Origin of the sequence: Spirillospora sp. CA-128828, assembly GCF_050945415.1 — a bacterium.
GTDB lineage: Bacteria > Actinomycetota > Actinomycetes > Streptosporangiales > Streptosporangiaceae > Spirillospora.
Window position 1 is genome coordinate 3,953,479 of sequence record NZ_CP191986.1, and the last position, 18,467, is coordinate 3,971,945.

17 protein-coding genes are annotated in these 18,467 nt (G+C 73.6%); 7 read left to right on the forward strand and 10 right to left on the reverse strand.

Annotation, left to right across the window (positions count from 1 at the left end; translation table 11 throughout):
• The first annotated feature begins 2 nt into the window (after positions 1 to 2).
• The 7 genes from ACQPXG_RS19475 (at position 3) to ACQPXG_RS19505 (ending at position 7,798) form a co-directional block, all read left to right on the forward strand.
• A complete protein-coding gene (locus ACQPXG_RS19475) occupies positions 3 to 929 on the forward strand; it encodes an ABC transporter permease (protein ID WP_433469116.1) in 927 nt (308 codons plus the stop codon).
• A 7-nt stretch (positions 930 to 936) separates the two neighbouring features.
• The gene (locus tag ACQPXG_RS19480) at positions 937 to 1,899 is read left to right on the forward strand and encodes an ABC transporter permease (RefSeq protein ID WP_433469117.1); all 963 of its coding nucleotides are present in this window, start codon (positions 937 to 939) and stop codon (positions 1,897 to 1,899) included.
• 8 nt (positions 1,900 to 1,907) lie between these two features.
• Positions 1,908 to 2,942 (forward strand): ABC transporter ATP-binding protein, encoded by a 1,035-nt coding sequence (locus ACQPXG_RS19485; protein ID WP_433469118.1) that lies wholly within the window; start codon positions 1,908 to 1,910, stop codon positions 2,940 to 2,942.
• The gene (locus ACQPXG_RS19490; RefSeq protein WP_433469119.1) at positions 2,926 to 3,969 is read left to right on the forward strand and encodes an ABC transporter ATP-binding protein; all 1,044 of its coding nucleotides are present in this window, start codon (positions 2,926 to 2,928) and stop codon (positions 3,967 to 3,969) included. Before ACQPXG_RS19485 ends, ACQPXG_RS19490 begins: the two co-directional genes overlap by 17 nt.
• Positions 3,970 to 4,012: 43 nt before the next feature.
• The gene (locus tag ACQPXG_RS19495) at positions 4,013 to 4,873 is read left to right on the forward strand and encodes a spermidine synthase (RefSeq protein ID WP_433469120.1); all 861 of its coding nucleotides are present in this window, start codon (positions 4,013 to 4,015) and stop codon (positions 4,871 to 4,873) included.
• Between the two features lie 90 nt (positions 4,874 to 4,963).
• Complete coding sequence (locus tag ACQPXG_RS19500; protein ID WP_433469121.1) at positions 4,964 to 5,737, forward strand: SDR family oxidoreductase; 774 nt, start codon at positions 4,964 to 4,966, stop codon at positions 5,735 to 5,737.
• 60 nt (positions 5,738 to 5,797) lie between these two features.
• Positions 5,798 to 7,798: a SpoIIE family protein phosphatase gene (locus ACQPXG_RS19505; protein ID WP_433469122.1), complete on the forward strand. Its 2,001-nt coding sequence runs from the start codon at positions 5,798 to 5,800 to the stop codon at positions 7,796 to 7,798.
• Between the two features lie 54 nt (positions 7,799 to 7,852).
• Here the strand turns inward: ACQPXG_RS19505 and ACQPXG_RS19510 are convergent, their stop codons facing one another.
• From ACQPXG_RS19510 to ACQPXG_RS19555, 10 genes are all read right to left on the reverse strand, one after another.
• A complete protein-coding gene (locus ACQPXG_RS19510) occupies positions 7,853 to 9,445 on the reverse strand; it encodes a SpoIIE family protein phosphatase (protein ID WP_433469123.1) in 1,593 nt (530 codons plus the stop codon).
• On the reverse strand, positions 9,442 to 11,157 hold the full coding sequence (locus tag ACQPXG_RS19515; protein WP_433469124.1) for an ATP-binding protein: 1,716 nt from the start codon (positions 11,155 to 11,157) through the stop codon (positions 9,442 to 9,444). Before ACQPXG_RS19515 ends, ACQPXG_RS19510 begins: the two co-directional genes overlap by 4 nt.
• Positions 11,158 to 11,161: 4 nt before the next feature.
• Positions 11,162 to 12,214 carry an ATP-binding protein gene (locus ACQPXG_RS19520; protein WP_433469125.1) on the reverse strand — a complete coding sequence of 351 codons (1,053 nt, stop codon included), beginning with the start codon at positions 12,212 to 12,214 and terminating at the stop codon, positions 11,162 to 11,164.
• Complete coding sequence (locus tag ACQPXG_RS19525) at positions 12,202 to 12,606, reverse strand: ATP-binding protein (RefSeq protein ID WP_433469999.1); 405 nt, start codon at positions 12,604 to 12,606, stop codon at positions 12,202 to 12,204. Before ACQPXG_RS19525 ends, ACQPXG_RS19520 begins: the two co-directional genes overlap by 13 nt.
• 2 nt (positions 12,607 to 12,608) lie before the next feature.
• A complete protein-coding gene (locus tag ACQPXG_RS19530) occupies positions 12,609 to 13,058 on the reverse strand; it encodes an STAS domain-containing protein (protein ID WP_433469126.1) in 450 nt (149 codons plus the stop codon).
• The gene (locus tag ACQPXG_RS19535) at positions 13,058 to 13,891 is read right to left on the reverse strand and encodes an STAS domain-containing protein (RefSeq protein WP_433469127.1); all 834 of its coding nucleotides are present in this window, start codon (positions 13,889 to 13,891) and stop codon (positions 13,058 to 13,060) included. Before ACQPXG_RS19535 ends, ACQPXG_RS19530 begins: the two co-directional genes overlap by 1 nt.
• Positions 13,892 to 14,083: 192 nt before the next feature.
• Positions 14,084 to 14,923, reverse strand: a complete 840-nt coding sequence (locus ACQPXG_RS19540; protein WP_433469128.1) for a DUF4253 domain-containing protein — start codon at positions 14,921 to 14,923, stop codon at positions 14,084 to 14,086.
• A 109-nt stretch (positions 14,924 to 15,032) separates the two neighbouring features.
• Positions 15,033 to 15,203 (reverse strand): hypothetical protein, encoded by a 171-nt coding sequence (locus ACQPXG_RS19545; RefSeq protein WP_433469129.1) that lies wholly within the window; start codon positions 15,201 to 15,203, stop codon positions 15,033 to 15,035.
• 14 nt (positions 15,204 to 15,217) lie between these two features.
• Positions 15,218 to 17,644, reverse strand: a complete 2,427-nt coding sequence (locus ACQPXG_RS19550; RefSeq protein ID WP_433469130.1) for an FtsX-like permease family protein — start codon at positions 17,642 to 17,644, stop codon at positions 15,218 to 15,220.
• Positions 17,641 to 18,387 (reverse strand): ABC transporter ATP-binding protein, encoded by a 747-nt coding sequence (locus ACQPXG_RS19555; RefSeq protein WP_433469131.1) that lies wholly within the window; start codon positions 18,385 to 18,387, stop codon positions 17,641 to 17,643. Before ACQPXG_RS19555 ends, ACQPXG_RS19550 begins: the two co-directional genes overlap by 4 nt.
• Between the last annotated feature and the right edge of the window lie 80 nt (positions 18,388 to 18,467).

The following is an 18,467-nucleotide window of genomic DNA, read 5'->3' on the forward strand; positions in this document are numbered from 1 at the left end:
CGATGTGGCGCTACGTCCTCCGGCGGCTCCTGCAGGCGATCCCGGTCTTCATCGGCACCACGCTGCTCATCTACGCGATGGTGTTCGCGCTGCCGGGCGATCCGATCCAGGCGCTCGCCGGGGACAAGCCGGTCCCGGAGAACGTTCTGCAGACGCTTCGGGACCGGTACAACCTGGACGACCCGCTGCTGGTGCAGTACGCGAAGTACATGTGGGGCCTCCTCCAGGGCGACCTGGGGGAGAACTACACCGGCCAGAGCGTGTCGGAGATGCTCAGCGGACGCTGGACGGTGACCGCGCAGCTGGCGGTCACCGCCTGGGTCTACGAGATGGTCATCGGCATCCTGCTCGGCACGTGGGCGGGCCTGCGGCGCGGGAAGCTCGCCGACACCCTCGTCCTCGGCGGGACGACGCTGGTGATCGCGGTGCCGGTGTTCGTCCTCGGCTACACGGCGCAGCTCCTCTTCGGGCTGCACTGGCAGATCTTCCCCACGGCCGGGACGGACGACGGGTGGCCGATGAGCTACCTGCTGCCCGGGATCGTGCTCGGCTCGCTCGGCCTGTCGTACGTGGCGCGGCTGACCAGGACGAGCCTCTCGGAGAACCTGCGCGCCGACTACGTGCGGACCGCGAATGCCAAGGGGCTCTCGCGGGCCCGGGTGGTCGGCCGGCACGCGCTCCGCAACTCGCTGATCCCGGTGGTCACCTATCTCGGCGTCGACTTCGGGAACATGATGGCCGGCGCGATCGTGACGGAGGGCATCTTCAACCTGCCGGGCATCGGGCAGCAGGTGTTCGAGTCGATCCAGCTGAAGGAGGGCCCCGTCGTGGTCGGCGCGGTCACCCTGCTGGTGCTCATCTTCCTGCTGGTCAACCTGGTCGTGGACCTGCTGTACGGGGTGCTCGACCCGCGGATCAGGTACGAGTGAGGGGCGCATGACGATCAAGCAGCCGGACGCCGGGCCGCCGGGCGCGGAGCCGGAACCGGCGCCCGGCGCGGGGGCCCCGGGTACGAGCGCCGCCGCGGTCGCCGTCGCCGGCGGCGAGCTCGGCCGGGCGTCGCTGTGGGACGACGCGTGGCACGACCTGCGGCGCCGCTGGGTCTTCTGGGGCTCGGTGGCGATCCTCGGGCTCGTGACGGTCATGGCCGCGGTGCCGCGGCTCTTCACGTCCCGGGGCGTCAACGAGGGCTGCGACCCGAACGACGCCAAGCTGGGACCGTCCGGCGGCCACTGGTTCGGCACCGACCTCGCGGGCTGCGACTACTACGCGCACGTCGTGCACGGCGCCCGCCCCACGCTGCTGATCGGCGTCGCCGTCACCGTGTTCGCGCTCCTGATCGCCCTGGTGTTCGGGCTCCTCGCCGGCTACTACGGCGGCATCCTGGACACGCTGATCGCCAGGCTCACCGACATCTTCTTCGGGCTGCCGTTCGTGCTCGGCGCGACGGTGATCCTGGTCGCGTTCCCCTCGCACGGCGTGTGGGCGATGACCCTGGTGCTGGTCCTGCTCGGCTGGACGACGATGATCCGGATCATGCGGGGGCAGGTGATCTCCGTCCGGGACGCCGACTACGTGCAGGCGGCGCGCCTGCTCGGCGCGTCCGACCGGCGGATCATGACCCGGCACATCCTGCCGAACGCGATCGCCCCGGTGATCGTGGTCGCGACCCTCAACGTCGGCCACGTGATCGTGGGGGAGGCGACGCTGGACTTCCTGGGCGTCGGCCTGCAGTACCCGGAGGTCTCCTGGGGGCTGCAGCTCAACCAGGCGAAGGACTCCTTCATCGACCACCCGCATCTGCTGATCTTCCCCGCGGTGTTCCTGTCGGCCACGGTGCTGAGCTTCCTGATGCTCGGCGACGCCGTCCGCGACGCCCTCGACCCGAAGCTGCGGTGACCGGAGAGATGACCACGGACCTGAAGGACGACCCGGTGCCGGCGCCCCGCTCGGGGGCGCCGCTCCTGGAGGTCGAGGACCTGCACGTCCGGTTCCGCGTGCGGGACCAGGACGTCCACGCGGTGAACGGGCTCTCCTACACCCTCGCCGAGGGGGAGACGCTCGCGATCCTCGGCGAGTCGGGCTCGGGCAAGAGCGTCGCGGCGCAGGCCGTGATGGGGATCCTGGACGTCCCGCCCGCCCGCGTCGAGCGGGGGTCGGTGAAGCTGCGCGGCGAGGAGCTGCTCGGACTGCCCGAGCGGCGCCGCCGCGCCTACCGCGGCGACCGCATTTCGATGATCTTCCAGGACGCGCTGTCCGCCCTGAACCCGGTGTTCACCGTCGGCGACCAGCTCCGCGAGATGTACCGGGTGCACCGCGGGCTCGGCCGCAGGGCGTCCCGCGACAAGGCCGTCGAGCTGATGGAGCGGGTGCGCATCCCGTCCGCCGCGAAGCGGCTCGGGGACTACCCGCACCAGTTCTCCGGCGGTATGCGGCAGCGCATCATGATCGCGATGGCGCTGGCGCTGGAACCGGACGTGCTGATCGCCGACGAGCCCACCACCGCGCTCGACGTGACCGTGCAGGCGCAGATCATGCGGTTGCTCGCCACGCTCCAGGACGAGCTGCGCATGGGCATGGTGCTGATCACCCATGACCTCGGCGTCGTCGCCGGCGTCGCGGACCGGATCGTCGTCATGTACGCCGGGTCGGTCGCCGAGCAGGCGCCCGCCCGCGAGCTGTACGCGCGGCCCGCCCATCCCTACACGAAGGGGCTGCTGGCGTCGGTGCCGCGGCTCGACCGGCGCGGCGCGGCGCTCGTCCCGATCAAGGGGACGCCGCCGAACCCGGCCGCGCTCCCGCCCGGCTGCCCGTTCCAGCCGCGCTGCCCGCGCGCCGAGGCGGTCTGCGCGGCCGAGAGGCCGCCGCTCGTGACCGTCGCGCCCGGGCACGACGCCGCCTGCCACTTCGCCGAGGAGGTGCACGGTGCCGGAGCCGAATGAGGGGCCGATCCTCCAGGTCGAGGGGCTCGTCAAGCACTACCCGGTCACCCGCGGCGTGGTCGTCAAGCGGGCGGTCGGGCAGGTCAAGGCCGTGGACGGTGTGGACCTGGAGCTGAACCGCGGCGAGACCCTCGGCATCGTCGGGGAGTCCGGCTGCGGGAAGTCGACGCTGGCGAAGCTGCTGCTCGCCGCCGAACGCCCGACGGCCGGGACGGTCCGCTTCGACGGCCGGGACGTCTTCGCGCTGCCGAAGGCGGAACTGCGCGCGCTCCGCCGCCGCATCCAGATGGTGATGCAGGACCCGTACTCGTCCCTCAACCCGCGGATGACGGTCGGCGACATCGTGGGGGAGCCGTTCGAGATCCACCCCGAGGTCGCGCCCAAGGGCGAGCGGCGCGGGCGCGTCCAGGAGCTCCTGGAGCTCGTCGGGCTCGACCCCGACCACGTCGGCCGCTACCCGCACCAGTTCTCCGGCGGGCAGCGCCAGCGCGTCGGGATCGCCCGCGCCCTGGCGCTGCGCCCGGACGTCATCGTGTGCGACGAGCCGGTGTCGGCGCTGGACGTCTCCGTCCAGGCGCAGGTGATGAACCTCCTGGCGGAGCTGCAGCGGGAGCTGGGGCTGGCGTACATGTTCATCGCGCACGACCTGGCCGCCGTCCGGCACATCTCCGACCGCGTCGCCGTCATGTACCTGGGCAAGGTCGTCGAGACCGGCGACGAGACCCAGATCTACGAGCACCCGACACACCCGTACACGCAGGCGCTGCTGTCGGCGGTCCCGGTGCCCGATCCGGACGCGCCCGGCTGGACGGGCCAGATCCAGCTGGAGGGGGAGCCGCCGTCGCCGCTGGACCCGCCGTCGGGCTGCCGGTTCCGCACCCGCTGCTGGAAGGCCGCCGACATCTGCGCCGAGCAGGAGCCCGCACTCCAGGAGCGGGACGGTTCTCCGGCGGGGGAAACGCCTGGTTCCGCACATCCCAGCGCATGTCATTTCGCGGCGGAGGCCGCTCTCACAGAACAAACCTGAGGTACCGCAGGCCCCGTGGGGCACGGTCCGTAGGGTGGAGGCCATGGCACGCAAGGGCAGGCACGGTCCCCGGCCGCGGACCTACAGGATCGCCGGCGGGGAGGCCGAGCTGCTGCGCGACGCCGACCGCGACGGCGGCTGGATGCTGCTCGTCGACGGCGTGCCGCAGTCATACGTGGACCTGTCCGACCCCACCTACCTCGACTTCGAGTACATGCGGCTGATGGGCGACGTCGTCGACTCCCTCGGGCTCGACGGAGAGGCGTTCGACGCGGTCCACGTCGGCGGCGCCGGCTGCACCCTGCCCCGCTACATCGCCGCGACGCGGCCGGGGTCGCGGCAGGTCGTCCTGGAGCCGGACGCCGAGCTGGTGCAGCTCGTCCGGGAGCAGCTGCCGGTCAAGGGCGTCCCCGGCCTGCGCATCCGGATCACCGACGGGCGCCGGGGCGTCGCGGCGCTCGCGGACGAGGCCGACGACCTGGTGGTGATGGACGCGTTCGCCGGGGCGTCGATGCCGCCGGAGCTCGCGACCCGCGAGTTCGTGCTGGACGCCGCGCGGGTGCTGCGCCCCCGCGGCGTCTACCTCGCCAACGTCGCCGACGGCTTCCGGCTGCCGTTCGCCCGCCGGGTGACCGCGACGGTCCGGTCGGTGTTCCGGCACGCGCTGCTGATGGGCGACCCGGGTGTGCTGCGCGGCCGCCGGTTCGGCAACCTGATCGTGGCCGCGTCCCGGGAGCCGCTCCCGGTGGCGGAGCTGACGCGCCGCGCCGCGGGCGGCATCGTCCGGGCCCGGCTGATGGAGGGCGGCGACCTCGCCGCGTTCTGCGCCGGGGCCGCGCCGCTGCGCGACGGCGAGGAGATCGTCACGCCGGTCCCGCCACCGCAGGTCTTCGGGAGGTCCTGAAGCCCCGCCGAACGGACGTGTCACATTTCGCGGGGGCCGCCCCGTCCGAGTGACGGACGGCGGTCCCGACAGCCGACGAAGGAGCGATCCATGATTCTCGTGACCGGGGCGAGCGGCACGCTGGGCCGGCCCCTCACCCGCCTGCTGGCCGAGAGCGGGGCGGACGTGCACGGGCTCAGCCGCCGGGCGAGGGCACCGCAGGACGGGGTGACCTGGCACAAGGGCGACCTCTCGACCGGTGAGGGGATCGACGCGGCACTGGACGGCGTGGAGACGATCGTGCACTGCGCCAGCGATCCGTTCCGCGCCAAACGGGACCTGCCCGCCGCGGAGCGGCTGATCGAGGCGGCGCGCGGACAGGGCGCCCCGCACCTGATCTACATCTCGATCGTCGGTGTTGACAAGATCCCTTATCGCTATTACCGGACGAAGTACGCGGTGGAGAAGCTGATCGAGGACTCGGGCCTCCCGTACACGATCCTGCGGGCCACGCAGTTCCACACGCTGCCGGACACGGTCTTCAACATGCTCACCAAGATCCCCGGTGTGATGGCGCTGCCGAAAGGCCTGCGCGACCAGCCGATCGACGTCGGTGAGGTCGCGGAACGGCTCGCGGAACTGGCGCTCGCCGCCGGGCCCGCGCGGCGGGTCGAGGACATCGGCGGGCCGGAGGTGCTCACGGCCGAGGAGATGATGCGGGACTACTTGAAGGCGCGGGGCCTGCGGCGTCCCGTCCGGGTGCCGATCCCGCTTCCCGGAGCCGCCGCCCGCGGGTTCCGCGAAGGTCACCACCTGACCCCGGACCATGGGGCGGGGAAGCGGACCTGGCGGCAGTTCCTGGACCAGACCCACGCACATCGGTAAGGGGTCGATTCCCCTCCCGTATCGGTCTCATCGGGGCGCGTCATGTCCCATAATCGAGCGATGGAGTCGTCCACCCGAATTCTCATTCTCGGCATGGATTCGTCGGGGAGAATTCTCCAGTTCGACCGGAACGCCACCGCCGTTCTCTCTCTGAATGCGGACGACCTGCTGGGCGCCCATCTGGACGAGGTGATCCCCGGCGCGAAGGAGCCGCTGCTGGAGGCGCTGAGGGCCGGGCGGGAGCGCACCGCGATGCTCGCCGTGGAGACCCAGGCGGGCGGGACGCTCGACGCGGTCGTGACCGTCCACCCGATGGGCGGCGGCGTGCCCGACATCGCGGCGCTCGCCGTGGTCCGCGTTCCGGTGCCGCTCGCGGACCGGTTCGTCGACCCGGCCGTCATCCGCCGGGCGCTGCTGGACGACGCGCTCCCCCGGATCGGCTCCACCCTCGACCTGGAGATGCTGGCGCGCGGCCTGATGGACGTGCTCGTCCCGCACTTCTGCAATTCCGGGGCGCTGATGCTGCTGGAGAGCCACATCGACGCCGACGAGGCGCCGGCGGGCCCGGACGGCCCGCAGCTGCGCCGGATGGCGATCGGGTTCGACGACCAGGACCCGGCCTGGGACGCGACGTTTCCGACCGGCGAGTCGCTCGTCTACCCGGACGGGACGCCGCACGTGCTGTGCCTGGAGTCGGGCGAGCCGATCCTGCGCTCCCTCGGCGCCGAGGGAGCGGCCAGGCTCGCCGCCGCGTGGCGCCGGCCGCCGGTCGCCGAACTGCTCAGGGGCGCGTCGATGCTGCTGCTCCCGATCACCTCGGCGGCTGGCGTCCTCGGCATCTTCGTCTGCACGCGCAACGCCGCGCACCGGCCGTTCGACGCCTACGACGTCGAGATCGGGATGGAGTTCGCGAGCCGGGCGTCCATCTTCATCGAGAGCGCCCGGCAGTACTCGCGGGAACGGGCGACCGCGCTGACCCTGCAGCGCAGCCTGCTGCCGACCGGGCTGTCGGCGCCGTCGCCGGTGGAGGTCCACCACCGGTACCTGCCGGGCAGCCGGCTGATCGAGGTCGGCGGCGACTGGTACGAGTCGATCGCGCTGCCCGGCGCCAGGGTCGCCCTCGTGGTCGGGGACGTCGCCGGGCACGGTGTCAAGGCCGCCGTCACCATGGGGCGGCTCCGCACCGCGATCCACACCCTCGCCGGGCTGGAGCTGCCGCCGGCCGAGGCCCTCGAACGGCTCGACTCGCTGATGAGGACGCTCGGCGAACGCGAGCCGCACTTCGCCACCTGCGCCTACGTCGTCTACGACGCGGTGAGCGGCCGGTGCGAGGTCGCCAGCGCCGGGCACCTTCCGCCGCTGCTCGCCCCGCCCGGCGCGGCCTCGGAGTACCTGCCGGTGCCGCCCGCGCCGCCGCTCGGCGTCGGCGGCGACGGCCCGATCGTCAGCCGCGAGTTCACCGTCGAGGACGGGACGCTGCTGTTCCTGTACACCGACGGCCTGGTGGAGAACCGGGCCCGCGACATCGACGACGGGCTGGCCCGGCTGCAGGCCACCTTCGGGCCGGGCGCCGCCGCCCGCCCGCTGGAGGACCTGTGCCAGGCGGCGCTCGACGGCATCTACGACGACCAGCACCGCGACGACATCGCGATGCTCGTGGCGCGGCTGGCGCGCATCCCGGCCGACCGGCACGCCTCGTGGGAGCTGCCCGCCGAGCCCGCCGCCGTCCGCAGGGCCCGCGGCCTCATCCGCGACCGGCTCGCCCGCTGGGGCCTGGACGACATGACCCACACCACCACCCTGCTGGCGTCCGAGCTGGTCACCAACGCGATCCGGCATGCGGGCGGCCGGATCGGGCTGCGGCTGGTGCGGGAGGGCGGCCTGGTCTGCGAGGTGTTCGACTCCTCGGACGGGCGGCCCCGGATCCACCACCACGATGAGGAGGACGAGGCGATCGAGTCGGGCCGGGGCCTGCACGTCGTGGGACGGCTGGCGCAGCGCTGGGGCGTCCGCCGCACCAAGAGCGGCAAGGTCGTCTGGTGCGAGCAGGACCTTCCCTGAACCCCGGGCGGTGAAGCGGGCGGGTGCTCCCGGCCGTCGCGGTCGCGCGACCCGTCAGGCGCCGAGGGCGACCTCGTCGCGGCGGAGGACGATAAGGGCGACGTCGTCCTCCCGGTGCCCGAACTCGGCGAGGACGCGGTCGCTGAAGCGTTCGAGGTCGTCCTCCACGTTCGCCGCCACGGTCCGCAGCCGCTCCAGGTTGTCGGTGAGCGGGATGCCGCGCTCCTCGATCAGCCCGTCGGTGAGCAGCACGACGGTGCCGCCGGGCGGCACCTCGGTCTCCTCGACCTCCACGCCGCCCGCCGGGAAGCCGAGCAGCAGGCCGCCGCCCGCGCCGTAGCTGGCCCGGCCGCCGGCGATGTGCAGCGGCGGGATGTGCCCGGCGTTCGCGATCTGCGCGGCGCCGCTGCGGGGGTCCAGTGTCAGCAGGCACATCGTCGCGGTCTGGTCGTCGTGGTAGCGCTCCATCACGTCGTTCAGCAGCCGGAGGATGGTGACCGGGTCGTGGCCCTCGGCGGCGAACGCCCGCAGCGCGTGCCGGATCTCCGCCATCACCGTGGCGGCGCGCAGCGAGTGGCCCTGCACGTCCCCGATGGCCACCAGCACCCGCTCGCCCCGGTCGAGGACCTCGTAGAAGTCGCCGCCGACCTCCGCCTGGTCGCCGGCCGGCTCGTAGCGGACCGCGAGCCCCCAGCCGGGCACCGAGGGCGGCGACTCGGGGAGAAGGCTGCGCTGGATGGTGAGCGAGATCGTGTGCTCCTCGGTGTAGGACCTGAGCGCCTCCATCGCGAGGGCCAGCGTCTGCCCGAGCTGTCGCAGCAGGTCGATGTCGCCCTCCGAGGGCACGCCGCGTGCCTCGATCGCGATGCCGGCGGGCGGGCGGCCGGCCTTGAGCCGCGACACCACGAGCACGGCGTCCTCGCCCAGCACCGTGTCGGGCATCAACTCCCGCCACTGCCGCGCGGGGATCCGCGTGACGTCGGTCCCGGTGTCGTCTCCGAGCCCGGCGAGTTCGGTCAGCCGGGCGAGCAGGCCGGGTGGATTGTCCCGGTGCTCCGGCCCGGTGCCCGGTTCCACGATCCGCACGGCCCGCCCCTCCAGCGTCTGGGTGAACACCGCCGCCGGGGTGTCGAAGATGGCGTGCGCGCCGCGCGCCGCGACGGCCGCGAGCCCCTCCAGGGACTCGGCCGCGTTGATCTCCAGGGAGGTGCGGGTGAACGCGGCCATCCGGCCGGCCATCCGCTCGGCCCGCCGCCGCGCCCGGTAGTAGCGCAGCACGGCCTCGACGGTGGCGATGAACTCGCCGGGGTCGATCGGGTCGGTCATGTACGCGTCGGCGCCCCGGCGCAGCCCGTGCGTACGGTCGGCGACGTCCACGGCGTGCGCGGAGATGTGGATGACGGGCAGCGACCCGGTGGCCGGCGCGGCCTTGATCCGCTCGCAGACCTCGATCCCGCTCATGTCCGGCAGCCGCACGTCCAGGACCACCAGCTCGATCTCGTGCTCGGCGAGCCGCCGCCAGGTCTCCGCCGCGGAGGCGGCCTCCACCACGGTGTGACCCGCGCGGCGCAGCCAGCTGCCGATGATGTACCGCTTGGTGTCGTTGTCGTCGACCACCAGCGTCGTGCACACCGGCCCGCCGGTCATGTCCTTGCCCCGGTGTTGTGAGTCAGGGCCGCGCGTACCGCCTCGGCCAGGGTCTCGGTGCTCATCCTGTCCTTGGCCAGCACCGCGTCCGCGCGGTCCAGGCGGGGATCCTGCAGAGCCCCCACGTCCACCGCCGTGACCAGGACGACGGGTATCCCGGGCGGCATCTCGGTGAGGACGTCCAGCCCGTCCAGGTCGGGCAGGCGCAGGTCCAGCAGCACGACGTCGGGTGGGTCCGCCGCGACCGCGGCCAGCGCCTCCCGGCCGTCGGCGGCCTCGCCGACCCGGTGCACGGCCTCCGCCACCAGGCCGTGCAGGTTCCGGCGGGCCGCTTCGTCGTCGTCCACGATCAGGACGTGCCGCAGGTCGAGCTCGGCGAGCGTCCGGTGCGGCGGCAGCCGCAGTGTCACGGTCGTCCCCCTGCCGACGACGCTGTCCAGGAACAGGTCGCCGCCGAGCGCGCGGGCGAGCCGCCGGGCGTAGGGCAGGCCGAGGCCCGTGCCGCGCGCCTCGCTGCCGGGCACGCGGTAGAACTCCTCGAAGACCCGTTGCCGGTCGGCGGGCGTGATGCCGGCGCCGGTGTCGATGACGACGAATTCGGTGTGCGCGGGCGTCTCCCGGGCAAGAAGCCGGACCTCCCCCTCCGCGGTGAACTTCAGCCCGTTCCCGACCAGGTTCCGCAGGATGCGGGAGAGCATCTCCGGGTCGGTGACGAGGACGGGCGGTGCGGTGGCGGCCTCCACGGTGAGCGTCAGCCCGGCTTGCCCGGCCATCGGGGTCAGCAGCTCCGTGAGGTCCTCCAGAAGCGAGGGGATGTTCACCGGCACAAGGCGCGGCTCCAGCCGGCCCTGCTCGGCCCGGGCGATGTCCAGCAGCTCGTTCACCAGCGTCAGCAGGGTGCCGCCGGTGTCACCGATCAGGGAGATCTGCTGGCGCTGCTCGGGGGTGACGGGGGCCGCGGCGGGGTCGAGCAGCAGCCTCGTGAGCCCGATGATGCCGTTGACCGGGGTGCGCAGCTCGTGGCTTATGTTCGCCCAGAACCGGTTCTTCCCCTCGCCCGCCTCGCGCAGCTGGTCCGACTTCTCCTCCAGTTCCGCATAGAGCGCCACCACACCCCGGTTGGTCTCCTCCAGTTCCTCCGAGATCTCGTTGTAGAGGGCCATCACGCCGTGGTTGGTGTCTTCCAGCTCGGTGTTGAGGGACCGCAGTTCCTCCTGCTGCAGCTGGAGGTCCTCGAGCGCGGCCATCAGTTCGGCGTTCTGCGTGCGGAGCTCTTCGAGCGCCGGAACCGGCCTGAGCCGCTGGAGCCGGGAGCGCAGGTCCTCCAGCTCCACGTCGCCGACGGGCACGGCCCCGCCGGGCAGATCCTTGCGGAGCCGGATGAGGACCCCGCCGCCGGTCTCCTCCTCCTCGACCCGGTTCATCAGCCGGGTGGCGGCCCGGCCCGCCTCCGGCCGGTCCCGGCCGATCCGCGGCACGAGGAAGAGCTCGATCACCAGGCCGGCGGGCCGCTCGCGGTCGAGGCGGAACGTGACCGACACCCTGGGGGAGGAGGCGTGCAGCTCCCGCCCGGCCTCGCTGAGCGCGGTGGCGACGCGCACCTGGTTCTGATGATCGAGGCCGACCGCGGCGGCCACCTGCCGGCCCGCCTGCCGGACGGTGAACACGCCCTGCTCGTCGACGATCTCCATACGGAGCAGTTCCTCGGCCATCCGGTCACCTCCACCCGGACGTCGTGACGGCGAGCACCGACCGGTCGTCGTGACGCACTCCGGCGTCGCGCAGCAGGGCCGCCGCGATCAGCAGCGGGTCGTGGCTGAGCGGGCCCAGCTGGTCGGTGAGGTCCCAGCGGCTGGTCAGCCCGTCGGAGTGCAGTACCACCGCGGCTCCCGGCGGCAGATCGTAGGAGTGTTCCCGGATCCGCCCGTCGTGCGTGCCGGCGATCCCGGGAACGGAGACCATCCCGTACCGGCGCTCCGGCCCGAGGATCCACCCGGCGACGTTCCCGAGCCCGGCGAACCGCACCCGCCCGGCGGCCGGCTCTACGGCGGCGACGGCGACCGCGCCGCCGCGGGTGGAGCCCATCCGCCGGTGGACGTGCCCGAGGACGTCGGCGGGCCGGCCGGGCAGGGACGTCTCGTGCGCCCCGCGCACGGCCTCCCACGCGGCGCGCGCGGCCAGCGGTCCGTGCCCGAGGCCGTCGCAGAGCATCGCGTAGACGGTGCCGTCCAGGAGCCGCGCCGTGAAGGCGTCGCCGCACTCCTCCTCGCCGTCGATCGGCTGGGTCAGCCCGGCGAACGGCGGGCCGGCGGCACCGGCGGGCGCGCCCCGCGGCCGGAACCGCGCGTACAGCACGGTGCCGGCCCGGGGACGCGAGCACAGGCCGCTCTGGTCGGCGAGCCGCTCGATGGCCCCCAGGCCGAGGCCGAGCGTGCCGCTGGTCGAGTAGCCGTCCATCCGCGACACCGGCACGTCGGTGATGCCGGGTCCGCGGTCGACGCAGAGGAACTCCAGCGCGGCGCTCTCGCCGTCCCGCACGATGCGCAGCAGCATCTCGCCGTGCCGGGCGTGCTTGACGAGGTTCGTCGCCGCCTCGGTGGCGGCCAGGTGGATCCGGCTGAGGCCGTCCGCGCCGAACCCGAGCCGCTCGGCGAGCACGGTGATCCGGCGGCGCACGCCCGCCGCGGCGCTCGGGTCCTCGACCCGCACCCACAGCGACTCGCCCGCGGGCGGGCCGGTCGTCCATCCGGCACCGGTCAGCGCAGCCATTTGGCCACCGTCACCGTGGTGCCCTTCCCGGTCTCGCTGCGCAGGCTGAACTCGTCGCTCAGCCGGCGCGCGCCCGACAGGCCGAGGCCGAGGCCCGCCCCGCTCGACCAGCCCTCGGTGAGCGCCTGCTCCACGTCCGCGATGCCGGGACCGTCGTCGGTGAAGACGACGCGCACCCCCCGCCGGCCCAGCTCGCCGGTGGCCCGCTCCACCCGCATCGTGCCGCCGCCGCCGTGGGCGAAGGTGTTGCGGGCCAGCTCGCTGGCCGCGGTGACGAGCTTCGTCTGGTCCACCAGGGACAGGCCCGCCGCCGCCGCGGCGGCCCGCACCACGTGCCGGACGCGGACCACGTCGTCGTTCGAGGTGATCGCTACCTCCTCGCCGGGCGGGATCGTCACGGGCCGTCCACCAGGCCGGAGCCGGCCTCCGACAGCGCGGAGCCGGCCTCGGACGGCGCTGGGCCGGGCTCGGACGGCGCTGGGACGGCCTCGGCCGTCCCCGCGTCGAGCAGGCGCATGCCCTCCTCCAGGTCCAGCGCGGTGCGCACCCCGCCCAGGGACAGCCCGAGCTCGACCAGCGTGATCGCCACCGCGGGCCGCATCCCGACGACCACCGTCTCGGCGTCCATGAGCCGCGACATGGCGGCGACGGTGGCGAACGCGCGGCCGATGAACGAGTCGACGATGTCCACCGCGGTGATGTCGATGACCACGCCGCGCGCGCCGGTGCCGACGATCCGCTCGGCAAGGTCCTCCTGCAGCGCCAGCACGGTCTGGTCCCGCAGGTCGACCTGGATCGACACGAGCAGGACGTTCCCGATCTTGAGTATCGGCACGCGTTCCATCAGTCCTCCGGCCCGCCGGTCACCCGCACCCCGCTGCGGTCGAGCGCGTAGGCCAGCGCGTCCGCCATCGAGGCCTTGGTCACGATGTCGCCGAACTCGATGCCGAGCGTCACGATCGTCTGCGCGATCTGCGGCCGTATCCCCGAGATCACGCACTGCGTGCCCATCAGCCGGGCCGCCATCACGGTCTTCATCAGATGCTGGGCGACCTCGGTGTCCACGGCGGCCACCCCGGTGATGTCGATCACCGCGAACCGGGAGCGGGTGTCCACCAGTGTCTGCAGCAGCGTCTCCATGACGACCTGGGTGCGGGCCGAGTCCAGGGTGCCGACCAGCGGCACCCCGAGGATCCCGTCCCAGAGCTTCACCACGGGCGTGGACAGCTCCATGAGCTCCTCGGCCTGGTTCGCAATGACCTGTTCGCGGGTGGCCGCGTAGGTCTCGAACGTCGCCAGCCCGAGCTCGTCGACGTAGGCCGAGAAGTCGATGAGGTCACTGTAGGCCCGCTGGTCCCGGGTGGTCCGGATCCGCTCGTAGAGCGCCTGCTTCAGCGCGAACACGCCGATCGCGGTCTCGCTCGGGCTGAACCCGTGCCGGGCCCGGGCGCGCGATATCTCCGCCAGCGCCGCCCTAAGCTCGCCGGCGGCGGTGTCGTCGCCGTCGAAGGCCCGCTGGACCAGCCCGTACAGCTCGGTCAGCTCCGACCGGAGCTCGGGCTCGGTGATCCGGCCGCGCACGCTGCCGCCGACCAGTTCGATCCAGCGGTCCAGCACCGGCTCCTCCCAGGAGCGGAGCAACTCCGTGATCCGTCCGTCGGCTGATCCGTCGGTCATGGCCGAGCCCCCATCCGTGCCCCGGACCGGACGGCGATGGCTAGGAGGGCTGCCGCCGCGCGGTCACTCGGGGCGTTCGTCCAGGCCGCGCCACCCGGTACTCACCCGCACCACCGTAACCGGCGAAACCGGCCGCGCCGCCCTCGATGACCTGGACGTTCATCTGCGATGACCAGTTTTTGGCTTTGCTGGTCAGTCCCACCAGAATGACCAGTTGGTCTTGCCGCGGATCTCCTCGGCGTAGCCGGCGAGCGTTCCCGGGCCCTGGAAGAGGATGTCGGGGCAGAACGTCCAGTGCTCGGCCGCGACGTGCACGGCGTGCCGGGTGGTGACGGGCGGTGCGGCGACGCTGAGCTCCAGGGTGTTGAAGCCGAGCCCGACGACGCGGGCGCCGAACCGGTCCTCCCAGCTGCGCAGGACGGCGGCGAGCGGCGCCGTCCACTCGTTGTGGTTGAGGGCGCCCTGCCAGCCGACGGCGGCGAGGGCGTCGGCGCCGCGGTCGACCGCGACCAGGCCGAGCGACATGCCGCGGCCGCCGAGGACGCGGGCGCAGCGGTCGGCCATGGCGTCGGGGTCGTCGACCGGGACGCCGGCGGGGGCGGGCCCGGGGCAGTGCCGCCCGTAGGGGGCGAGGTCATGGTGGTCCTCGTCGGCGGCCTGCTCCGCCCAGTCGGCCCACACCTCGTACATGAACGCGTGGGGGTGGTAGTTGCCGATCTCGGCGACCGGTTCCGGCGCGATCTGGCCGGCCGCCCAGGGCTGGTCGGTCTCGTCCATCATCAGCGGCCACAGGCCCGACCGGGCGTGCTCGGCGCGGAGCCTCGCCCACAGGTCCCCGCCGGCCGGCTCGTCGCTCAGCCACAGCGCGGGCCGCAGGAGGAGCTGCCGCTGCGGGTAGCCGGGGTCGGGCCAGACCAGGTCCCCGTCGGGCAGCGGCACCGACAGCGTCCGCCCGGCCGCGTCGTCGTCGACGCCGCCGTCGAACAGCTGCGGCAGGTCGCCCGGCAGGTGCCGGACCTCCACATCATCCATTTCACGCCGTTCCGGTACAGAGCATGCCAGTGGCGATCGTAACGGCGAGGAGGCCGCCCGGGGGACGAGCCGTGCGGTTCGTCCTTCCCGGGCGGCCCGGCGACCGGGGTCACGGTTCCCGGCGGCCGCGGAGCAGATAGTCGATCAGCACCGCGACGACGGCGGCGCCGGTGATGACGCTGACGGTGATCTGGACCCAGGTGTCGCCGAGGACCACGTTGGAGATCACGTTGGCGGCGATGAGGATGCTGACCAGCGTCCAGCGGGTGGAGTTGCTCATGTCGCTACTGCCTTTCAGGAAAGGGTGGGAGAGGTGCGCGGGCGCAGCACGGCCCGCGCGGGGAGCAGGATCGCGGCGGCGCCGGAACCGGCCACGCAGGCGAGGACCGCCGCGCAGGTGAGCGGTGGGATCGAGGGCAGCGGGAGTCCGGTGACGGCGGCGGCGAACGTCAGCAGCGTCACCGCCGCGATGAGGGCCCCGGCCGCGATGCCGGTGCCGAGGACGATCACGGCCTCCAGCCGGAGCATCCGCAGCACCTGCCGGCGGGTGGCCCCGACCAGCCGAAGCAGGGCGAACTCACGGCGGCGCGCCGCCGTCGCCAGTGCGAGCGTGGTGACGAGCCCGATGAGGATGAACCCGGTGATCGCCGCCACGACCAGCCGGCTGACGAACCCCTGCAGCCTGACCTCCTGCGACAGGTTCGCCTGGAAATCCTCCGGGGAGAGCACCCGGGTTCCGGTGTAGGCGGCGGTGACGGCGCGCAGGTCCGCCTGCCCGCGGACGAGGACGCGGTCGTCCAGCGGCGAGGACGAGTGCGCGGCGACGAGGTCGTGGGGGAGCAGCACGTCGCCGAAGCCGAGCCCCCGGTCGTAGATCGCCACCACGCGGGCCGTGACGCTCGTCCCGTCGCCGAGCCACAGCCGCGCCGTGGACCCGGTGCCGAGGCCGCCGGCGACGTCCCGGCTGAGGGCCACGGTCGCGCCGCGCAGGTCGCCGAGCCGGCCGGACGAGACGTCCGGGTCCATGGTCGCGGCGGCGTCCGCGCCGATGCCGCTGCCGTTCAGCGAGCGGAGGTTCTTCTCGCCCAGTTCCTTCACCGCCATGACGGCGGTGGTGCGCTTGACCGGCGTGGCCGCAGTGACGCCCGCGACGCGGCGGACCGCCCCCGCGACACCTGCCGGAAGGCCGGGCCCGGCCGCCACGACGACCTGGTCGGCGCGGTTCCCGTCCCGCGCCTGCACCTGCGTGGCGTGCACGACGGTGGTCTGCGCGAACAACTGGACGCCGGCGAACGCGACGGCCAGGGCGACCGGAGTGATCAGCGACCCGGCGCGCAGGGCGGCGGCGCCCGCCGCGTGCTGGGCCATCCGCCCGGACACCGGGGAGACGGCCCGGGCCGCGCGGCCCAGCACCCGGTTCCCGCACCGGGCCACGAGCGGCCCGAGGAACGCCGTCGCGATGATCAGGGAGATGACGAGCCCGCCGATCGAGGCGCTCGCGGCCGGGCCGGTGGCTCCGGCCGAGAAACCGAGGGCGTTCAGGCCGATGACGAGGAACACCGCACCGGTGATGACGCGCCATCGGGGCAGCGTCGCCGGCTCGGCCGCGGACTCGCCCAGCGCCTCCACCGGGCGGATGCGCGACACGCGGAGGGAGGCGAGGAACGCGGTCGCGGCCGCGGCGAGCAGCGTGATCGCGACCGCCGCCAGGGCCGGCAGCGGGCCGAGCGACAGCCCGAAGCCGTCCGGCAGGACGCCCTTGCGGATCATCGAAGCGTGCATCCCCGCACCGGCGCCGAGGGACAGGAGGCCGCCCGCGGGCGCGGCCGCACCCGCGATCCGCACCGTCTCGCGCACGACGCGTCCCCGCACCTGCCCGGGCGTCGCGCCGACCGCGCGGAGCAGCGCCAGTTCGCGTGACCGTTCCCGCACGGACAGGACGATCAGGCCGCCGACCACCACGAGCGCGGTCATCACCGCGACGCCGCCGAACGAGGCGGCCAGTTCCACGATGTCGGGACGCGCGGCGGCGACGGCCGGGTCCTCCGCGTCGCCGCGCGCCGCCCCGGTCGCGACGGTGAGCCCGGGCGCGGCCTCGCGAAGCGCGTCCGCGCCGGCGTCGCCGAGCACCGCGAGGGCGTCCGCCCGGCCAGGGCTCCCGTTGAGAGCGGCGGCCGTCGCCGTGGTGAAGAACACCGATTCGGGACCGTCCGCGACGAGGCCGGAGACCCGGTAGGGACGGGGCGTCCCGTCGATCTGCATCCGGACCACCGCGCCGGGCGCAACCCCCGAGGAGCGGCTCAGGACGACCTCGTCCGGTGCCTGCGGGGCACGCCCCGTGCTCAGCGTGTAGGGACGAAGCGCGGCCGACTCCCAGCCGTGCCCCGTCATCGTCCGCCCCGACGAGAGCAGCACGGGGAACGACACGTCCGCGACCACGTCCCGGACGCCCGGCACGGCGCGCAGCTTCGCGGCCGTCGCGATCGGGACGGCCGCGCGCCCGGTCAGGGGCCGGCTCTGTTCCTCCGGCTCCTCCCCGAGCCGTTTCATCTTGCCGGTGACGCTCTGGGGCCCGGTCACGACCGCCGTGGCGGCGCCGAACCGCTCGACCGGCGCGTGCGCCCGCAGCGCCGACTCCAGCAGCACCCCGCACGCCCCGACGAGTGTCGCCGCGAACGCCAGCGCGACGAAGATCCCCGCGGACGCGCCTCTGGTCCTCACAGCGTCTCCCACCGGGACATGACGGCGGACACCGTCGGGGCCGCCAGCTCGTCCACGATCCGGCCCCGGCTCAGGAACACCACGGAGTCGGCCCACGCGGCGGCCATCGGGTCATGCGTGACCAGCACGATCGTCTGGCCCGTCAGGTCGGCGACCTCCCGCAGCATCCGCAGGACGTCGCGGGCCGTGCGAGGGTCGAGCGCCCCCGTCGGCTCGTCCGCGAAGACGACCTCGGGGCGGGTGATCAGCGCGCGGGCCAGGGCCGCGCGCTGCTGCTGCCCGCCCGACAGCTCGGACGGGCGGCGCCGCAGCCGGTCCGCGAGCCCGACCCGACGGACGACCTCCTCCAGCCAGGCCGGGTCGGCCTCGACGCCGCCGAGGTGGAGCGGGAGCGTGATGTTCCGCTCGACGTCCATGGACGGGATCAGGTTGAACGCCTGGAACACGAACCCGATCCGTTCCCGGCGCAGCCGTGTCCGCTTCGCCTCGTTGAGCCGGCCGATGTCGACGCCGCCGATCCGGACGGTCCCCGCGCTCGGGCGGTCGAGCCCGGACGCGCAGTGCAGGAACGTGCTCTTGCCCGACCCGGACGGGCCCATCACCGCGGTGAACCCGCCGCGCGGGAACGTCCAGGTGATGCCGTCCAGCGCCCGGACCTCGCCGTAGGATCTGGTGACCGAGTCGAGGCCGACCGCCTCCGGGCCCGTCGCCCGCACAGTGGCCTCGGCCGTCATCGTCGTCATGATTCCCCTCCGCGGGATGCCGCCTCTCACCTCGACGAACCTAGGTCTGGGGCGGGGCCGGACACATGCCTCCGCACTCC

Bases quoted from the DNA above. Each gene is read 5' to 3' on its own strand.
- ACQPXG_RS19500 (WP_433469121.1), top strand. From the start codon at position 4,964: ATGATTCTCGTGACCGGGGCGAGCGGCACGCTGGGCCGGCCCCTCACC.
- ACQPXG_RS19505 (WP_433469122.1), top strand. From the start codon at position 5,798: ATGGAGTCGTCCACCCGAATTCTCATTCTCGGCATGGATTCGTCGGGG.
- ACQPXG_RS19480 (WP_433469117.1), top strand. From the start codon at position 937: ATGACGATCAAGCAGCCGGACGCCGGGCCGCCGGGCGCGGAGCCGGAA.
- ACQPXG_RS19530 (WP_433469126.1), bottom strand. From the start codon at position 13,058: ATGGAACGCGTGCCGATACTCAAGATCGGGAACGTCCTGCTCGTGTCG.
- ACQPXG_RS19555 (WP_433469131.1), bottom strand. From the start codon at position 18,387: ATGACGACGATGACGGCCGAGGCCACTGTGCGGGCGACGGGCCCGGAG.
- ACQPXG_RS19510 (WP_433469123.1), bottom strand. From the start codon at position 9,445: ATGACCGGCGGGCCGGTGTGCACGACGCTGGTGGTCGACGACAACGAC.
- ACQPXG_RS19520 (WP_433469125.1), bottom strand. From the start codon at position 12,214: ATGGCTGCGCTGACCGGTGCCGGATGGACGACCGGCCCGCCCGCGGGC.
- ACQPXG_RS19475 (WP_433469116.1), top strand. From the start codon at position 3: ATGTGGCGCTACGTCCTCCGGCGGCTCCTGCAGGCGATCCCGGTCTTC.
- ACQPXG_RS19545 (WP_433469129.1), bottom strand. From the start codon at position 15,203: ATGAGCAACTCCACCCGCTGGACGCTGGTCAGCATCCTCATCGCCGCC.
- ACQPXG_RS19495 (WP_433469120.1), top strand. From the start codon at position 4,013: ATGGCACGCAAGGGCAGGCACGGTCCCCGGCCGCGGACCTACAGGATC.
- ACQPXG_RS19515 (WP_433469124.1), bottom strand. From the start codon at position 11,157: ATGGCCGAGGAACTGCTCCGTATGGAGATCGTCGACGAGCAGGGCGTG.
- ACQPXG_RS19535 (WP_433469127.1), bottom strand. From the start codon at position 13,891: ATGACCGACGGATCAGCCGACGGACGGATCACGGAGTTGCTCCGCTCC.
- ACQPXG_RS19485 (WP_433469118.1), top strand. From the start codon at position 1,908: ATGACCACGGACCTGAAGGACGACCCGGTGCCGGCGCCCCGCTCGGGG.
- ACQPXG_RS19540 (WP_433469128.1), bottom strand. From the start codon at position 14,923: ATGGATGATGTGGAGGTCCGGCACCTGCCGGGCGACCTGCCGCAGCTG.